The organism is Mesorhizobium sp. WSM3879 (assembly GCF_002294915.1).
Classification (GTDB): domain Bacteria; phylum Pseudomonadota; class Alphaproteobacteria; order Rhizobiales; family Rhizobiaceae; genus Mesorhizobium.
The window spans coordinates 197,974-213,903 of record NZ_NSFZ01000006.1 but is presented as its reverse complement, the minus strand read 5'-3'; the positions used below and the strand labels follow the sequence as shown (position 1 = coordinate 213,903).

Here is a 15,930-nt window from a genome sequence, read left to right as displayed (position 1 = left end):
ATAGGACGCAAGCCGACATTTGATCAGCAATGTCTATGGCACTCATCTCTCCCTGCAGCTGCGGCGGCGAGGCACGCAGCAACGGCTACGCCCGCGGAGAGGCCGCTGCAGGCCGCAGCGGCGCCGGCGGCCGCAGTGTCGCAAAGCGCATCGCAGAGAAAATTCTTCTGTACCTCTTGCGGCGTCATTTGCGAAAACCTGGATAGATCAATAGACTTGTTTTGTTGATCGGCCGACTTTATAGAGATCCCTATTCCGCCTCCGAGCGGACCGACTTGGACCCCAAAATCAAATGACTTTGTTATTATGTCTTTGATTTTATCTCTATCGGCCTGTTGAACTTCTTCGGGAACAACGACGACGACCTCAGGTCGCGCTGCATCTTGTGCGTGAGCATAATGGCTTGCTGTGGCAAGCGCCAAAACTGCAACTATCAGGCGTTTCACGATTTGTCTCCCTTGATGTGGTTTCTTGTTCAATTTGTGTCCGAATAAGCGCTCATTTAGCCATGAACATTAATGACCTCCGTCGCGACGGCTCCGCAGTCCGATTACACGGTCTGTTTTGCTGTCGACGAACGGTCGTTGCATCCCTCGCCGCATCAACAACGACCGCTTAACCCCAAGTATCTTCCGCACGCTCGCCAGCGCTGCCTCATTCACTTCAATAAACGCAACGATGTACCACTCGCCCTTTTCCTCCCTGGCCATGCCGAGCGGCTCGGCGTGCCAATTCAGCGCGCCGTGGTGGGGCATGAAATAGGTCTCCTGGACGCCGCCGACCGCGCTGAGGCCCTCGTCGAGCGCGTATTCCATGACTGCGCAACAGAGCTGCGTCAGCGTGCCTCGCAACCCGGTCGAGCGCTTGTCGGGAACGACGAAGGTGCGGGTCCATTCGGCCCAGTCGGGCCGCCTGGGAACGCCTGATTTCTCACACATGTGAGGAAAGACCTCCGAGACCATATGCGGCTCGCTCGTTGGGATCAATCGGGCCGAGGTCACAACGCGATTCTCTTCGATACCCAGCAGATAGGTGGCCGCGTCAGTATCGAACTGGTCTAGTTCGCGACCGTCCGGGCTTGGAGGGCGCCAGCGTTTCTGGTGCACAAAAAAATCGTGCCGGCGGCGCAGAAACTCGTCGAATTCGTTTTCATAGAGATGCTTGTTATGCGCATTGACGACATGAGCCGTAATCATCGCGCGATCCTCGATCGTTCTTGGGGATAGTTGCAGCCTGTCTAATGTACGTCACCTGTCCGATCGGACAGTTGACGCATTTTAGGGGTGGATGAGACGCCGGCGCACCGCTTCGACGACGGCCTGCGTGGTGGTCGCGACGCCGAAGGCCTGGCGCGCCCGTGTCGCGTGCCATTTCACGGTGCGCTCAGTCAGGCCGAGGATCTGCGAAGTCTCCGACGACGTCTTGCCGGCCGCGGCCCACAAGAGAACTTCCCTTTCCCGATCGGTCAGGAGGCCTTCGTCGCCTTCATCGTCATCTGAAAACGACTGGATCGTCATGCCGGCGTAGACAGCCATGGTGACCAGTTGCACCTGTTGGCGTTGCGACAACTTGCAGACCCTCGCGGACGAGGCGAACGAGAGCACGGATTGCCAGTGGTGTACACTCAGCATCGGCACGGCGAAGCCGCTCCAGATGCCGAACTCGGTCGCTTCGCCGGCGACGCGCCGCGATTCTTCCGTATTGGACCACTTGGCTGGAACCTCGGACCAAAGAAACGGCTTCAACGTTTTCGCCGAATAGATGCAGACGCCATCCACCGCGGCGTGCTCTGCTTCCACATAGCGCTCGAGCCAGCCTTTAGGCCAACCGTTCAGTTCCACCATAGGCGCGAGCTTCTGCCCGCCCAAAGGCACGCCGCTTAAGATAAGATGCTCAAATCCAAGATTCTTTACAGTCGCGAGCAGATCGCTCAAGAGCGCTCCTGCTGTCGCGTGTTTGCGGCATCGCTCGACGAAGTCGAATACATCTGAGTCGATCATGCCTGAGCCCAACGCCCCAAAATCCGTTTATAACGGATCTTAGGAACTTTGAATATGCAGAGTCTGATCGATATCAAATTGGAAACGGGCTTCTTGCGTGAACGCTCTCTGCACCACACGTGCAGGTCCCTCTGTTTACACCACGTCCTCGCAACTGACTCGCGGTTACCAACACGGATTAGCCGAGGGGTGTTGGGATTTCGGTTCAATGAACGGTCGATCGCGCCGTTCGCTTCCTACGGGTCCCGCGCCAAACGTTTCGATTTAGCCGGTGGCGGCGCCATCTGAACTCAGGTAGTGCGAGCGAAAAAGCTCTTTGCCAGACTTAGCATCGACCGCTACAGCCGAGATTAGATTTTTGTCGCTCATTTCAACCTGCGCCCATTCCAGGAATTGGGCATGCACTGCCATCGCCATTGAATTCGTCGCGCGCGTGCCTGGCGTATTTATTCTCATGGTTCGGTTCTGCTCGAAGCCTGCCTCGTCTTTGAATTTCATCTCAACGTTGATCGTCATTATTGCTCCTTGCTTCCTTGCGTTCTCGAAATAGCGAGAGGCAATTTCAGGTTTGAACATTTGGTCGGCAAAGCTGTGGGCTATCCCGCCGGCCAGACCGACGGCGATTTCAGCAAGTTCCTGTGCCTTGTTCTGATGGTCCGGGTGCCAGGCGTCCTTCCGCTCCAGATTGCCATGAAAATAGAACCCCCTTTGCGCTACGAGGTATTCGATCATGGCCAGAGCGGTAGGATGCTGGGCGATCAATTGTTTGGCATTCGACCGCCGATGGATGGGTTCGTATCGAAGTCATTCATTGCGGCCTCGACGATGGCCCTGAATTGGTCGTTGCTGTGCATCGCCTGAACAAGCTGAACAGTCTTAAACTTTCCGCCCCCATAGAGCGCTTCGCAAAGCAAGAACGCATAGCGGAAGGCATCAATATACTCTTCAGCTATAAGCGCCTCGCGGGCGAGGCCCGCCATATGGGATACGAAAGAGGGGTCGTCGCCGCTCTCTCCTGCAAAAAACGCCTGCGCAAGCATGCTGAAGGCGAAGCGCCGCTTGCGTGCTGCTTTGGAGACGTTGAACTTGCTGAGCTTGATCTCGTCGCGTTCCTGATCGGTCTTGCCGAGGAAAGTAACCTCGACGTTGTCGAGGCGAACGTCGAGTCCCTGATAGAGCCCGATATATTCGCTGAGGCGTCGCACAATGGCAGACGCGCGGGTCTCGAAATCTCCACGGATATGAATGTGCGCCTTCTCCGTCTTTTCGGGCGTCGCCGTAATTTTGGGAGCCAAGGACACTGGCTGATCCCGAAAGGTCACGATAATAGCCGTTGCCTGTTCTCCCGTGCGGTCGAACTCGATGACGGCACCATAGCCTTCAAGCGGCCAGCTATCGGCCAGCACAATGGGGTTTCCGAGGGGGAAACGAAGGCGAACGTCCATACTGCCCCCTTTCGAAGGCCAAATTGGGTTAAAACGTTGAAGCGCTCAACGCAGGCAGCCCGGCAGCCCAGCCGTAGTCCGCGTAGTCGAGCCCGCATTTTGGGTTCGCTTCACATCGACGGCGGCGCAGACCAGTGCGACCACGTGATTACTTATCGCCGATTCCCAATACTGTTCCCAGACGTTCAATTAAGACCGCCCTCGCCTCCGCGCTCAACCTATCAAGGTTCTGCTGCTTGAATCTCACCGCCGGCAGCTCCGCAGCGCCGGCCAATCCGAGCTTTTCCCAGTCAGGCTCGCCCTTCTTGAAACCGACCAGAAATTCACGATGCGCCTGGGGCATACTGCCGATCAAGATTTCAACAAGCTGCGCCCGCGCCGCGTGAAGTTCGGCGAGCGGTACATGCTCCTCGGTTATCCCGGCAAAGTTCCTTTCATACTAGGCCGCAATGTCTTTCTGACCGGAGGCGATGACTTCAGCGATGGGGCGGCCATGGCTGATGAGATAGACGATAAACCCTTGGCGCAAGTCGTGGGTGATCCCCTCGTTGGCCAGCAAATCCCTGATATCGAAAAGGTCGCGGGGGTGCTGCCGGTCCAGGGCCGCCATGATCTTGCCCGCATATAAGTCCGCGAACGAGACCACCTGAATCTCCGCGAAGCCGAACTTATCTTCCACGGTTGCCGACACCGACCTTATTTCCGGGGCGAAAACACAGCCGCGCAGAACGGGAGTGATTTCGATTTTGATCTGCGTACGGTTCCTGTCCTGAACGACGAGGCGGGTCAGGCTGCCGTCGTTCTGGCGGCTTTCAAAGACGCGCACGCCTGCGACTGAGTCCTCAATCCGTTTCTTGACCCGCAGAAGCGCAGCCTCAATGGCGGCCATCGATTCATCCCGCAGCATAACCGGCAGGAAGGTCAGGTCGATATCGACCGACAGGCGCGGCATATCGCGGACGAACAGATTGATGGCGGTACCGCCCTTGAGGGCGAAATCCTTCTCCTCGGCCACAGCCGGGAGCGTCTGGATTAGCAAGGTGACCTGGCGGCGGTACTGTTCACTGACCGGCATATAATTCTTCCGGCACGGTGATCAGGTAGGTGGGGTCAAGGCGACCGCCCGGCACGAGCATCCGCTTGCCGGTTCCAAGATCGATGGCCTCTTTGTTGAGGTGCTTGCGCCACGGGTGATTGTGGCGGTCGGCGAAGAAGAAGAACAGGCGTTTGACCTTGATGCTCTTGCAATCAAGGAGCAGCTTCTGCAGCCGCCGGGGGCTGAGGGTGGTGAGCCCTTCTATGATTTTGTCGGCCTGGTCGAAACTCTCATGGCCGGGCAGCCCGTCCAGCATTTCGAGGACGGCGCGCTCAGGCGTTGAAAGCGTCAGCGGCCATTCCCACTGGCCCCATAGCATGACCCGGAAAGAGCCGCCGTGGATATTGTCGTCGCTGACATGGCTGCTGTCTTTGAGGTTCCACGCCAGACTGGTAGGCCCGAAGTGTATAGGCTCATTGCGAAACAGGGCCTCGCTGTTGTGATAAACGAACTTGATTTGCAGCGGGAGCTTTTTCAGCCAGGTTGGCGCTTCGTCGGGGCTGTAGAGGTGAACCTTCTTCTCTTCCCGCCAAAGATAGTGGGAAAATCCGTGGAGTGACAGCGCCGTGCCCCCGCCGACAAGGAGCGGTTTCATCAGCAGGGTCTGCAGTGATATGACGATATGCTCCCACAGGAGTTTTCCGCCGGGCTTGCGATAGACGCCGTGAGCCACGCGCTCCAGCCAGCCGTTAGTGACGTATTTTCGGCAAAGCTGGGCGGAGTAGCCCCGCTCCTTCAACCACGCTGAATCCACGACCAGCCCTTCGGGAAGTTCGCGTTGAAGGTGGTTTAGCTTTCCTGAGAATTGTTCACTCATGGTTTATATTATGGGCATTTTCTAAACCACAGTCAAGTTTACATCTTTCCGCATTTATAAACCCAAAGGGTACAAATCGAGCCCCTCTCAAACCGACGTCCAGGGCCTGCAGAATAACGTTGGGTCCGTGGGTGGAGAGTTCACGCCGGTTTTCGCTGCCGCCCGATTAGGACGCGCCACAGTCAGAAAAAGATCGCTTCCGAAAATGGAAGAATTCTGCGGGTTATAGAGGGCAGGAGTTTTGTAGCAAAATGTGGCGATTTTCGCTAAGAGTCGAGCAACACGTTGCTTAAACATAGCAAATCCGAGATCTTGCCGTCTTTTGACACGTTAGATTTCAATTGTATGGCAAGTGATATCGATCGTTTCGAAGTTTCCTACAAAGCGCTTTCTGAAGAGCATCGCAATCGACGGAGTCGCCTCCGTTATCGCTCGAATGACCGGTTCTGGAATGCGCCAGTAGTCGGCTTGAGGACTGATATGAGGCGCAAGCGTTCATCGCGTCTCGACTTGAGGGCGCTGTCATTATGGGCGCGGAGGACGTCTCGCCCGCGCCACCCCGAAGGCTCGGTTCCTGTGGCCGAAGTTCGCGCTGGGTTCTGTGGGTACCGACTGACTCCTCAGCTCACTCGAGACGACAATTAGCGGCCCTTTAACTAAAGATGTTGCCTCAGACCCGAAAATATTGTTCTTCACCGTCCCTTTCTTGGGTTGTTTGACCAACAGAGCAATGGCATAAAAACGACCGGGCACCTTGGGGATAAACGCCACAAATGGCACTTTTCCGTTATCTTAATGATGACGCGTTCCTGATCTTTTCACGCAAATTCCGGTTCCTCTATGAGGCGGCATTACTAGATACCTACGAGCGCTTCTTCTCTCGTGGTGCCTCCTTCCCCACCCCGCAGGAGGTGGTCCATGCAATCTACGATCTTATCAAGCGGATGCCTGAGCTTCTTGCCGAAGGCGAAGATGTTGGTGAAGGCCTACCTGATCTAGTGTCAAAGCGGCGCCGGCGGCTGAAATTTGCCGGCGAGGCGAATGAGGCTGCAGAGGCGGCGTTGAGGGTCGCAAGTGTTGCCTACCAGAAATTGGTCCAGACCGGTTGGCTCGAAGAGGAAGAATACGGGCTAAGAGTGACCGTAGATATGCCCATGGGCGCGAGCTTGGTCATGCAGCTCCTGGTCAGCCTGAAATCCGACGTGAGCCAGCGTTTTGGCGGCGTCGTTGTCAACGTGAAGCAGAGTCTAGAATTGGCGGCGAAACTCCAGCCGGCCTCTTCGGGAAAAGAGGCCGTGGATGCTGCATATGCCGTGGTGCAGGCGCGAGAACACGCCACCGCCTTTCTTAAGACGCTCAGGGCGATTCTCTCCGACCTGAGGCGCGTCCGCCGGACTATTATGGAATCGCGTAGCATGCGCGAGAGGGTAGACGCATACTTCCAAGAATTCATCGGAGAGTTGGTTCTGAAGGATTTTCAAGCCATCCACACTTTCAATCATCCCTTTAGATTCAAAGACCACATCCTTGACCTGGCTCGCGATATCTCTCTCGATCCCGAGATCATGAAGATGATCGCTTCGGGTTACGTCGAAAACGGGATGGCCGACACCCACGAGAATGGGCTTAGAACAGCAGAAACCGACCTTTTATCGATTCATGAAGTCTTTGATGGGATTGGCGAAATGTTCGACCGGATCGCCATCTTTCGGCGACAGCTTGAACAGCGTCTTCGCAACACGGTCAAATATGCGGAGCAAGGGAGCAGTGGCATTTCAAGCCGAGCCGCATCTCTCGTACACCGGCTTCACAAGGTAATGGACCAGCGCCCTGCCGTTTCTGCGTTCGCTTGGGTACCCCTCCCGGTCGAGCCGATGCGAACGCCGTGGTCGGAAAGGCACCTCGCGCAGCCGCGGCAACCACGTAAGGCGCTGGAGTCAATGGCGGTCCCACCCAAAGTCCTGGATCCGTTGCTGGCGTTGCGTAAGAAACTCAAGAAGCAGTACTTGGAACGAATCGCTCCAGACGAGAAACAACTACTGCAATGGCTGAACGAGAAAGTTCCGTTGGCGGTGACGAAAGAGGCACGTTTCCTGCAGATAGAAGACGTAGACTCATTCATTGCATTCGATGTGATCCGACGGTTCACCAAGCCGGGCGACGTTCCGCCTTCTATCGCGGCGGCGTTTGAGATCGTGGATGACTCTCAGCGGCATCAGCACGATAGCGAGTGGACAAAGTGCGGTAACTTCCTCATCCGGAGGCGGGCTGCGGCGGCTGGAGGCCTGGATGCTGACTGAGTTCGAAGAGGTTGAGGCCCGATACGGCGGGGACAAGGGTGCCGATCTTCGGAAAGCTTGCCGATACCTCCTCCGTCACCAATTCGTTTATTCGGGCGATCGTGGCGTGGCGACCGTCTATGATGTAATTATGGATAGTCGATTTAGAAGAGTGATCGACGATTTCTTTGATTGCATCGGCTACCGGGTTCACAGGGAGCAAGACGAACAGTGGGCAGGGATCGTGCTGGATGATGAGGAGATGTCGTCGACGCCAAAAATGAAGGCTGACGAGACTATCGTGCTTCTGGTGGCAGCGGCTCATTGGCAGGACGAAGCGAACCAGGGCAACGTTGAAGAACGCGCGACCGTCTTGACCACATTCAACGTCCTCTATGAGAAATACAGGGAAATGGCCGAAAGGGGCACAAAGATGCTTGTGTCGCAGTCCAGGTTCCAAGACGTTCTTGAGGATCTTGCTGCGCGTAACCTGATCTGGCTCGGAGAGTTCGATCGTGTCCTTCAGGATCGGGAAGTGGTGGTTCGGCCGATAATCAAGCTTGTTTCCGGATCCGACGCGTTGAGGCGCATTGAGGAGCAGGTTGCCCTGGAAGACTATGAGCCCCGCCAGCTCGGTTCCGTCGAGGAAAAATTGCAATGATGGAACTCGTGCATCTCACGCTGGTGAATTGGCATTCGTTCACTGTCGAAGATATTCCGGTTAGCGGCCACGTCGGGTTCCTAGGTGAAAACGCGTCGGGCAAATCAACAATCCTGGACATGATCCAAGTGGTGCTCACTGGCGCCAGCGGACGCTACATGAACCTCAACCCAGTCGCTGGTGAGAATCGTCGCAGAAGCGGTCCAAGGCGCACGGTACAGGGGTATTGCCTCGGTGCGCGCGGAGAGGGCGATTTTCGGCGGGAAGCCTGCCTTACCTATGTGACCATTAGTTTTCGCGACGTCGATGGAGTGAAGCCAGACTTGACAGTAGGTCTCGCCATGGAAGCGAGGAAGACACAGCCAGCGGAAACTATACTCGGCCGCTTCGTCGTTCGCGGCAAAATATTGAAGACGACAGATTTCCTGCGTGAGCGGGAAGGAAGGCAAGAATTCGCGCAATGGGAGGAAGTGAGGCAAGCACTGGAGAGGGAATGCGGGAGCGGTTTCGTAAACCATCGCGACAGCGCCACGGATCACATCCGGGAATATATGCGTGACTTGGTTCCACGATCGGCGCCAACTTCCGGAAACGCCGCCGCGCTTGCAAAAGCGATTGTGAACGGCATGACGCTCAACCAGGGCCTGTCCGCAACAGACTTCGTCAGGAACTATATCCTTGAGGAGTCTCCGATGAGGATCGGTGAACTGCGAGAGTCGCTGAAGACTTACCGACAAGTCAACCAGACCATCAAAAACATGCGAGAGCGCGCAAAGCGGCTGAAAGTGGTCAAGGCGCGAGCGGAAGATTTTAGAAACTTCCTCAACGAACACGTCGAGGAGGATTGGATCAGTCGCAAGGCGAGATACCTCGCGGCCTCCGCGGCGATGAGGGCACTCGAAGAAGAGGTCAAGGAAGCCGAGGCATCTCTTCTGGCAGAGAGCGAGGAAATCAACGATCTGAACAGTTCGATCACCGAAGCGACCCAGGATGTGCACCGCATCATCAAGCAGATCGAAGCGATCAAAGCCAAGGTGGGCATCGACGATCTTACGAAGATGGCCGAAAGTCATTCCTTTTCCGCCGCAGATTGCCTCAAACGGGTCTCTGAAAGAGTGAAGCACATGCAGCGGATCGCAGCCGCGGCCGAAGCACTCGGAAAGGGTGATGTAAGCTCCCGCGAATTGGCTGCTCACGCCTCCGCGGTGGCCGAGGCGGTCAAGCGCGGGAACACGGAAGCCACCACAGTGATCGAACAAGCGTTCGTGGCTTCGCTCCCGGTCACCGCCGAGAGAATTGGCAGGGCGCGCAGCGAGGCGGAAGCCGCTTGGCATACCAAGAATGAGGAGCTCGACAAGCTGTCTCGATCTATCCAGGCGGCCGCTTCCGGTTCACGGGATTCTCACCTCGGCGACCATACCCGCGAGTTGATGAGGCTCCTTCGCATGGCCGGGATGGTTCCGAGAGCGCTTTGCGACATCGTAGACCTTACCGACAAGAATTGGGGACAAGCGGCTGAAGGTCTTCTCGGTCGAGATAGGGAAGCGATCTTCGTCGATCGCGACCATATTCACATGGCGACGACGATCCTGAGAGAAAACAGGCGGGATCTACGCCAGGCATCCCTAGTCAGCCTAAACAAGCTCGAGCGATACAAAGATCCGGTCGAGCCAGGTTGGTTCCCATCGCTTTTCAGGTCCGAAGACAAAGACGCAGTCGCCTTCCTGCAGCGCAGATATGGCAATGTGCGACTGGCCCGCACCATGGAGCAGTTTAACCAACCCGGCCGTGCCCTCATGGCTGACGGCCTTTATGATGATGGACTATTACGAGGGACCCGCCTGGAGGAAGCCTTCCGCCTCAAGATCGGTAGGGCGGCGCAGGAGCAACTTTTCCTGGAGCAGAAAAGGCGGTTGGAGGTGCTGCAGGGAGAAATCGAAACCCTATCCCAGCGCAGGCGCATCCTTTCCGAGGTTGACCGCTCCGCCGCTTTCGTGGCTTCGCCCGCGGACAGCGAGACGGTTGCACGCCTGCTTGAAAGAGCGCAAGCGCAGGAGAGGCTGGCAGGAGAGGCTCGATCCAGGCTGGAGGCGGTCGATCAAGGCGACCTGAAACGCCTATATGAGCTTGAGGAGAAGAAGAAGGTTCAGCAGGCCTACGTCCAGGCCAGAAATGCCGAGCTCAACTCAATCCAGAAGAGGCAGGGCGCTTACCAAAAACAAGCTGAAACCGCGAGTAAGACGCTCACGGGCCTTACCAACCAAGAGGGGTCGCGCCATTCACGAGATCTCGCCCGTCGCATGTTCCAATACAACTGGCGCTTGACGGCCCCGCTCCCGGCCAACCGCAGGTACCGGGGGAGGATCGCCGGTAAACAAATCCAAACTGATCCATCTGCCCGTTACGAAGCACTAGCTGGGATCCATCGTGGGATTGGGCAGCGCGCGGAGGATCGCTCCAAACAGGCAAAAGATAGAATGATGGAGGCCGACAGGAATGTGCGGGCCGCCATGAGGAGCTATTTCGACATCGCTCCCATAAGCTCGGAGGTCGGAGCAGAAAGCGACATCCTGAAGGATATACTGCCCTGGGTGGAGGCCACGCTTCGCGATATTGAAGAGAACGAGCTCACGCGCCATGAAGCACTGGCAGCTGAAGCTTCGGAGCGAGTCTCCTCTATCTTTCGCGGCGAGTTCGTCAACTCTCTCCACTCACGCATCTCCAAACTGAAGAGAGATATCGACTCGCTGAACCATAGCCTCCGCAATCACACATTCCACGGGGAGCGATATTCGTTCAGCAGGACGCAAGTGGCTCAATATGCTCCGATCCTGAAAGCGGTCGAGATTTACGTGACTTCTGAGGATGCGTTGGATCTTCTGTTCAAGGGTGAGATAGCCGAAGACTCTCCGCACAAACCCGTCCTCGACGAGGTGAAGCGCATCCTGGAGGACCCCGATACAGATTTCGACAGTTTTGAGGACTATCGGAGCTTTTTCGTCTTCGAGATTCATATGGAGAACCTTGATACCGGGCATAAGACACGATGGGAAACTCGCCGCGGCACGGGCTCCGGTGCCGAGCAACAAGTCCCGCTCTATGTGGCCATCGGTGCCTCGCTGGCTTCCGTTTATGGGACCGCCGAAGGAAGATCGGGATCGCAACTTGGAATGGCGCTCGCCGTCTTCGATGAAGCCTTTGCCAAGCTGGACGGCAAGAACCAGCGGCAGATGATGAGCTTCTATGAGAGCCTAGGCCTGCAGGTGATCGTGGCGGCGCCACCTGAGCGGCGACCGTCGCTGCTAGGCTATATGCATGCCATTGTTGAGGTGGACAACATTGGCAGCGGGCAGTCGGAAACGACAGTAGTTCAGGTGAAGGAAAAAGCCCGTAAGGAACTGCAGCGCATCAACCCCGAACTCATGGATGATGATGAATTGCGAAGGATGGCAGCGGAGTGAAATTTACCGATCCGAGCGCCCTCCTATCTCATCTTCTGGATAGGCACGAAGATGGTCGAGCGAGCGCACGCGCTTATCCCGATAGCAGCGCTTTTTCGAGCATCGTCGAGTCCGACAGCTTTCGCAAGAAGTTGGAAGAGGCAAGTCGGGCGGGTGCAATCGAGCTTAGGATGGAGAAGGGGCGGCGAGCTAGCGAGATCAAATTTGTGCGGATCGCAGACGCGGCAAGCCTCTATCGTTTCGTCGAACGAATTCCTTCCAGCGAACGCTCGGCGTCAACGCTCCAGGATCTATTTCGCCGGACCGAGTTGTCTGCCCCGTTCGCTGAACATGCGCAGCAAGCTGCCGATACCTGGTCCAGGAATCGGCGGTGGGCAGGCATTGCCCCCGGCGACGTACGTTCGCTCGAGCGTACGCTCATCCTCGCGCAAGCGATCTACAGACGGCGGCATATCGGACTGGACTATCGCACTTTCTCCAGAAGGACTGTTGCCGACAGCAAAGCGTTGGAACAGCTCGAGGCTGCCGTCACGAAGGTCCTTCGAGGCGTGTTCATTGACATCCCAGAGGGCGCAACGCCCCGCGAGGCACTTGGTGCGCTTGGGTTGGAGAAGGCGCCTCCTCCCCTACTCCTTTCAGGACCGATCACCCTTGGAGCTTGCCAACGTGACGTTCCCTTCGTTGGCATCCCAGCCGATACGACGGATACCATCGCTTTTAGCCGCGCACCGGAATACGTGCTCGTGGTGGAGAATTACACAAGCTTCGTTAGACATGTAACAGAGGCTGATCGGAATCGCCGCGGCCTCGTTCTCTATGGCGGCGGCTACCCATCTGCAGGACTCCAGAAAGCGTTTGGCTCGATTGCCCGCAACATCCCTGCGGAGGTTCCATTCTACCACTGGTCCGACATTGACCCTGATGGCATCTGGATTTTCCTCACAGTCGAGAAAGCATTCGGCCGTAGGCTGCTCCCACACCTCATGTCCATTGAGTTAGCCGAAAAATATGGCAATCCCCCGCCGCTGGCGGCAGGCCGAGTTGCAAAAGCAGGCGCATCGATGCTCTCGGAGCTAGCTTCCTATCTTTCAAAGCCTGGCGCAAAATACATGGAACAGGAAGAACTCGATCCTATGATCCCGCCGCTATCCGGAACTGCACGATGAGGCCCTAACGCTGGTCGTAATGTCCACGGAGTCTTTTCAAGCGGTAGAGACTGCGGGGCCGAAGAACGAACCCGCTACGCGGGTGGGCGCTTGGGGTCTAGGTAGACAAGAACCGGTCGTCGCGCTCGCATTGAGGGTGGTTCGGCAGCGGCAGAGCATCACGAGCCCTTCAACAAGGAGTCCGACCATGCCTATCCTGTTCTCAATCCACCGATAGTTCAGCTGCGCCAGCGGTTGATCAACGACATGATGCTGCGCCGGTTCAGCCAGGAGACGCAGCGCAACTATCTCCGCGACATCGGACGCCTGGCCACCTTCCTTGGCCGGTGGCCGGATACAGCGACCACCGACGACCGCCGCCGGTTCCAGATCGAGCAACAGGATAATGGGGTTCAGTGCCGACGATGAACAGCATTGCGTCGGCCGGCTTCGCTTCTTCTTCACGCATACGGGTCGATCGTCCCGAGCTGGCGCGCAAGCTGTCCGGCTGGCACCCGCGCAAGCTGCCGGTGGGAAACATCGTCGTCAGAAAGACATTCCAATGTGCTCTGCAAGTGCCTGCCGAGCGATGAGCGCTCGTTGCGACCCCAAGTTTATGGATGCCGCCGACGGCTCGGCCGTTAATTTCACATAATTTCACATTCTAAATAGGATACAAAAGTCAGCCCAGAGCTGACGGCCGAAACGCGCTCAGACATTGGAATGCGCCCGTAATGGAGGCCAGGCTTCCATGTCGATTCCCAACTTTTTGCTCTTCGGCTGTCCGCTCATCCGTCTTGACCAGGACGAACCTACAGCCTATCTCACCGCCACGTTGGCACTCCCCGCTGGCGAGTGCTAACGGGCTCCGGCAACGGAGACCTTTCAACCTCCGCACAGGGATATCCAAAATGGCAAAGTCGAATTTCCGCCCGCTTCATGACCGCGTGGTCGTTCGCCGGGTCGAATCCGAATCCAAGACCGCCGGCGGGATCATCATCCCGGATACGGCGAAGGAGAAGCCGCAGGAAGGCGAGATCATCGCCGTCGGCTCCGGCGCCCGCGACGAAAGCGGCAAGCTCGTGCCGCTGGACGTCAAGGCCGGCGACCGCATCCTGTTCGGCAAGTGGTCGGGCACTGAAGTCAAGCTCAATGGCGAGGACCTTCTGATCATGAAGGAATCCGACATCATGGGCATCATCGGCTGATCATCGGCCTCTCCATCAATTGAGTTTTCGGGCTCTTCCCGAGCCCTTGTCAGGAGCTAACCATGGCTGCAAAAGACGTAAAATTCTCCCGCGACGCCCGTGAGCGCATGCTGCGCGGTGTCAACATCCTCGCCGACGCGGTGAAGGTGACCCTCGGCCCTAAGGGCCGCAATGTCGTCATCGACAAGTCGTTCGGCGCCCCGCGCATCACCAAGGACGGCGTCACCGTCGCCAAGGAGATCGAGCTTGAGGACAAGTTCGAGAACATGGGCGCCCAGATGGTCCGCGAAGTCGCTTCGAAGACCAACGACATCGCCGGCGACGGCACGACCACCGCGACCGTTCTCGCCCAGGCGATCGTACAGGAAGGCAACAAGGCCGTTGCCGCCGGCATGAACCCGATGGACCTCAAGCGCGGCATCGACCTCGCCGTCAGCGAAGTCGTCGCCGCTCTCGGCAAGGCCGCCAAGAAGATCAAGACTTCGGAAGAAGTCGCTCAGGTCGGCACCATCGCCGGCAATGGCGACGAGTCGGTCGGCAAGATGATCGCGGAAGCGATGCAGAAGGTCGGCAACGAAGGCGTCATCACCGTCGAGGAAGCCAAGACCGCCGAGACCGAGCTGGAAGTTGTCGAAGGCATGCAGTTCGACCGCGGCTATCTCTCGCCCTACTTCGTCACCAACGCCGACAAGATGGTCGCCGATCTGGAAGACGCCTACATCCTGCTGCACGAGAAGAAGCTCTCCAACCTGCAGGCCATGCTGCCGGTCCTGGAAGCCGTCGTTCAGACCTCGAAGCCGCTGCTCATCATCTCGGAAGACGTCGAAGGCGAGGCCCTGGCCACGCTGGTCGTCAACAAGCTGCGCGGTGGCCTGAAGATCGCCGCCGTCAAGGCTCCGGGCTTCGGTGACCGCCGCAAGGCCATGCTGGAAGACATCGCCATCCTGACCGGTGGCCAGGTCATCTCGGAAGACCTCGGCATCAAGCTCGAGAATGTCGGCTTGAACATGCTCGGCCGCGCCAAGAAGGTGTCGATCTCCAAGGAGAACACCACCATCGTCGACGGCGCCGGCAAGAAGGCCGAGATCCAGGGCCGCGTTGCCCAGATCAAGCAGCAGATCGAGGAGACCACCTCGGACTATGACAAGGAGAAGCTGCAGGAACGTCTGGCGAAGCTCGCCGGCGGCGTTGCGGTGATCCGCGTCGGCGGTGCGACCGAAGTGGAAGTCAAGGAAAAGAAGGACCGCGTTGACGACGCGCTGAACGCGACCCGCGCGGCCGTGGAAGAAGGCATCGTTCCCGGCGGCGGCGTCGCCCTGCTGCGTGCTTCGCTGGCCATCACTGTCGGCGGCGTCAACTCCGACCAGACCGCCGGCATCGCCATCGTTCGTCGCGCGCTGCAGTCTCCGGCTCGCCAGATCGCGGCCAATGCTGGTGCGGAAGCCTCGATCGTGGCCGGCAAGATCCTCGAAAACAAAGGCGCGACCTTCGGCTTCAACGCCCAGACCGGCGAATATGGCGACATGATCGCCATGGGCATCGTCGACCCGGTCAAGGTCGTCCGCACCGCTCTCCAGGACGCAGCCTCGGTCGCCGGCCTGCTCGTCACCACCGAAGCCATGATCGCCGAAGCTCCGAAGAAGGAAGCTGCCGGCGGTATGCCGGGCGGCATGCCCGGCGGCATGGGTGGTATGGGCGGTATGGATTTCTAAGGTCCACGCACCTGCAACAATCTCGAGGGGCGGCAGCGATGCCGCCCCTTCTCTGCCGCGGAGCCAAGCCCGATCGCCCATTCGCAAGGCTACACACGGCGGCACT

14 protein-coding genes and 1 pseudogene are annotated in these 15,930 nt (G+C 57.6%); 8 read left to right on the top strand and 7 right to left on the bottom strand.

Annotation, left to right across the window (positions count from 1 at the left end):
* Window positions 1-23 precede the first annotated feature (23 nt).
* From CK218_RS30180 to CK218_RS16070, 7 genes and pseudogenes are all read right to left on the bottom strand, one after another.
* Window positions 24-446 (bottom strand): hypothetical protein, encoded by a 423-nt coding sequence (locus tag CK218_RS30180; protein ID WP_141245923.1) that lies wholly within the window; start codon window positions 444-446, stop codon window positions 24-26.
* Window positions 447-515: 69 nt separating this feature from the next.
* The gene (locus CK218_RS16095; RefSeq protein WP_095828294.1) at window positions 516-1,196 is read right to left on the bottom strand and encodes an acyl-homoserine-lactone synthase; all 681 of its coding nucleotides are present in this window, start codon (window positions 1,194-1,196) and stop codon (window positions 516-518) included.
* Between the two features lie 81 nt (window positions 1,197-1,277).
* Window positions 1,278-1,934, bottom strand: a complete 657-nt coding sequence (locus tag CK218_RS16090; RefSeq protein ID WP_245322454.1) for a LuxR family transcriptional regulator — start codon at window positions 1,932-1,934, stop codon at window positions 1,278-1,280.
* 330 nt (window positions 1,935-2,264) lie between these two features.
* Entirely contained in the window at window positions 2,265-2,762 is a 498-nt protein-coding gene (locus CK218_RS16085; RefSeq protein WP_179294522.1) for a hypothetical protein, read from the bottom strand.
* Window positions 2,759-3,445, bottom strand: coding sequence for a hypothetical protein (locus CK218_RS16080; protein ID WP_095828292.1), 687 nt, complete (start codon window positions 3,443-3,445; stop codon window positions 2,759-2,761). Before CK218_RS16080 ends, CK218_RS16085 begins: the two co-directional genes overlap by 4 nt.
* A 148-nt stretch (window positions 3,446-3,593) precedes the next feature.
* Window positions 3,594-4,520, bottom strand: a pseudogene (locus CK218_RS16075) (nucleotidyl transferase AbiEii/AbiGii toxin family protein).
* Window positions 4,507-5,358: a type IV toxin-antitoxin system AbiEi family antitoxin gene (locus CK218_RS16070; protein ID WP_095802961.1), complete on the bottom strand. Its 852-nt coding sequence runs from the start codon at window positions 5,356-5,358 to the stop codon at window positions 4,507-4,509. The pseudogene CK218_RS16075 and the gene CK218_RS16070 overlap by 14 nt, the downstream one beginning before the upstream one ends.
* Window positions 5,359-6,131: 773 nt before the next feature.
* On the opposite strand from CK218_RS16070, the gene CK218_RS16065 reads away from it, so the two are divergent.
* From CK218_RS16065 to groL, 8 genes are all read left to right on the top strand, one after another.
* On the top strand, window positions 6,132-7,658 hold the full coding sequence (locus CK218_RS16065; RefSeq protein ID WP_095802962.1) for a Wadjet anti-phage system protein JetA family protein: 1,527 nt from the start codon (window positions 6,132-6,134) through the stop codon (window positions 7,656-7,658).
* Window positions 7,648-8,298 carry a DUF4194 domain-containing protein gene (locus CK218_RS16060; protein ID WP_095802963.1) on the top strand — a complete coding sequence of 217 codons (651 nt, stop codon included), beginning with the start codon at window positions 7,648-7,650 and terminating at the stop codon, window positions 8,296-8,298. Before CK218_RS16065 ends, CK218_RS16060 begins: the two co-directional genes overlap by 11 nt.
* On the top strand, window positions 8,295-11,759 hold the full coding sequence (locus CK218_RS16055; RefSeq protein WP_095828291.1) for an SbcC/MukB-like Walker B domain-containing protein: 3,465 nt from the start codon (window positions 8,295-8,297) through the stop codon (window positions 11,757-11,759). Before CK218_RS16060 ends, CK218_RS16055 begins: the two co-directional genes overlap by 4 nt.
* On the top strand, window positions 11,756-12,925 hold the full coding sequence (locus CK218_RS16050) for a Wadjet anti-phage system protein JetD domain-containing protein (protein ID WP_095828290.1): 1,170 nt from the start codon (window positions 11,756-11,758) through the stop codon (window positions 12,923-12,925). The genes CK218_RS16055 and CK218_RS16050 overlap by 4 nt, the downstream gene beginning before the upstream one ends.
* Window positions 12,926-13,159: 234 nt before the next feature.
* Window positions 13,160-13,333 (top strand): hypothetical protein, encoded by a 174-nt coding sequence (locus CK218_RS31145; RefSeq protein WP_245322453.1) that lies wholly within the window; start codon window positions 13,160-13,162, stop codon window positions 13,331-13,333.
* Complete coding sequence (locus tag CK218_RS31140; RefSeq protein WP_245435056.1) at window positions 13,330-13,497, top strand: hypothetical protein; 168 nt, start codon at window positions 13,330-13,332, stop codon at window positions 13,495-13,497. Before CK218_RS31145 ends, CK218_RS31140 begins: the two co-directional genes overlap by 4 nt.
* Window positions 13,498-13,815: 318 nt before the next feature.
* The gene (groES, locus tag CK218_RS16040) at window positions 13,816-14,112 is read left to right on the top strand and encodes a co-chaperone GroES (RefSeq protein ID WP_095776521.1); all 297 of its coding nucleotides are present in this window, start codon (window positions 13,816-13,818) and stop codon (window positions 14,110-14,112) included.
* Window positions 14,113-14,174: 62 nt separating this feature from the next.
* Window positions 14,175-15,824: a chaperonin GroEL gene (groL, locus tag CK218_RS16035; protein WP_095828289.1), complete on the top strand. Its 1,650-nt coding sequence runs from the start codon at window positions 14,175-14,177 to the stop codon at window positions 15,822-15,824.
* The last annotated feature ends 106 nt before the right edge of the window (window positions 15,825-15,930 follow it).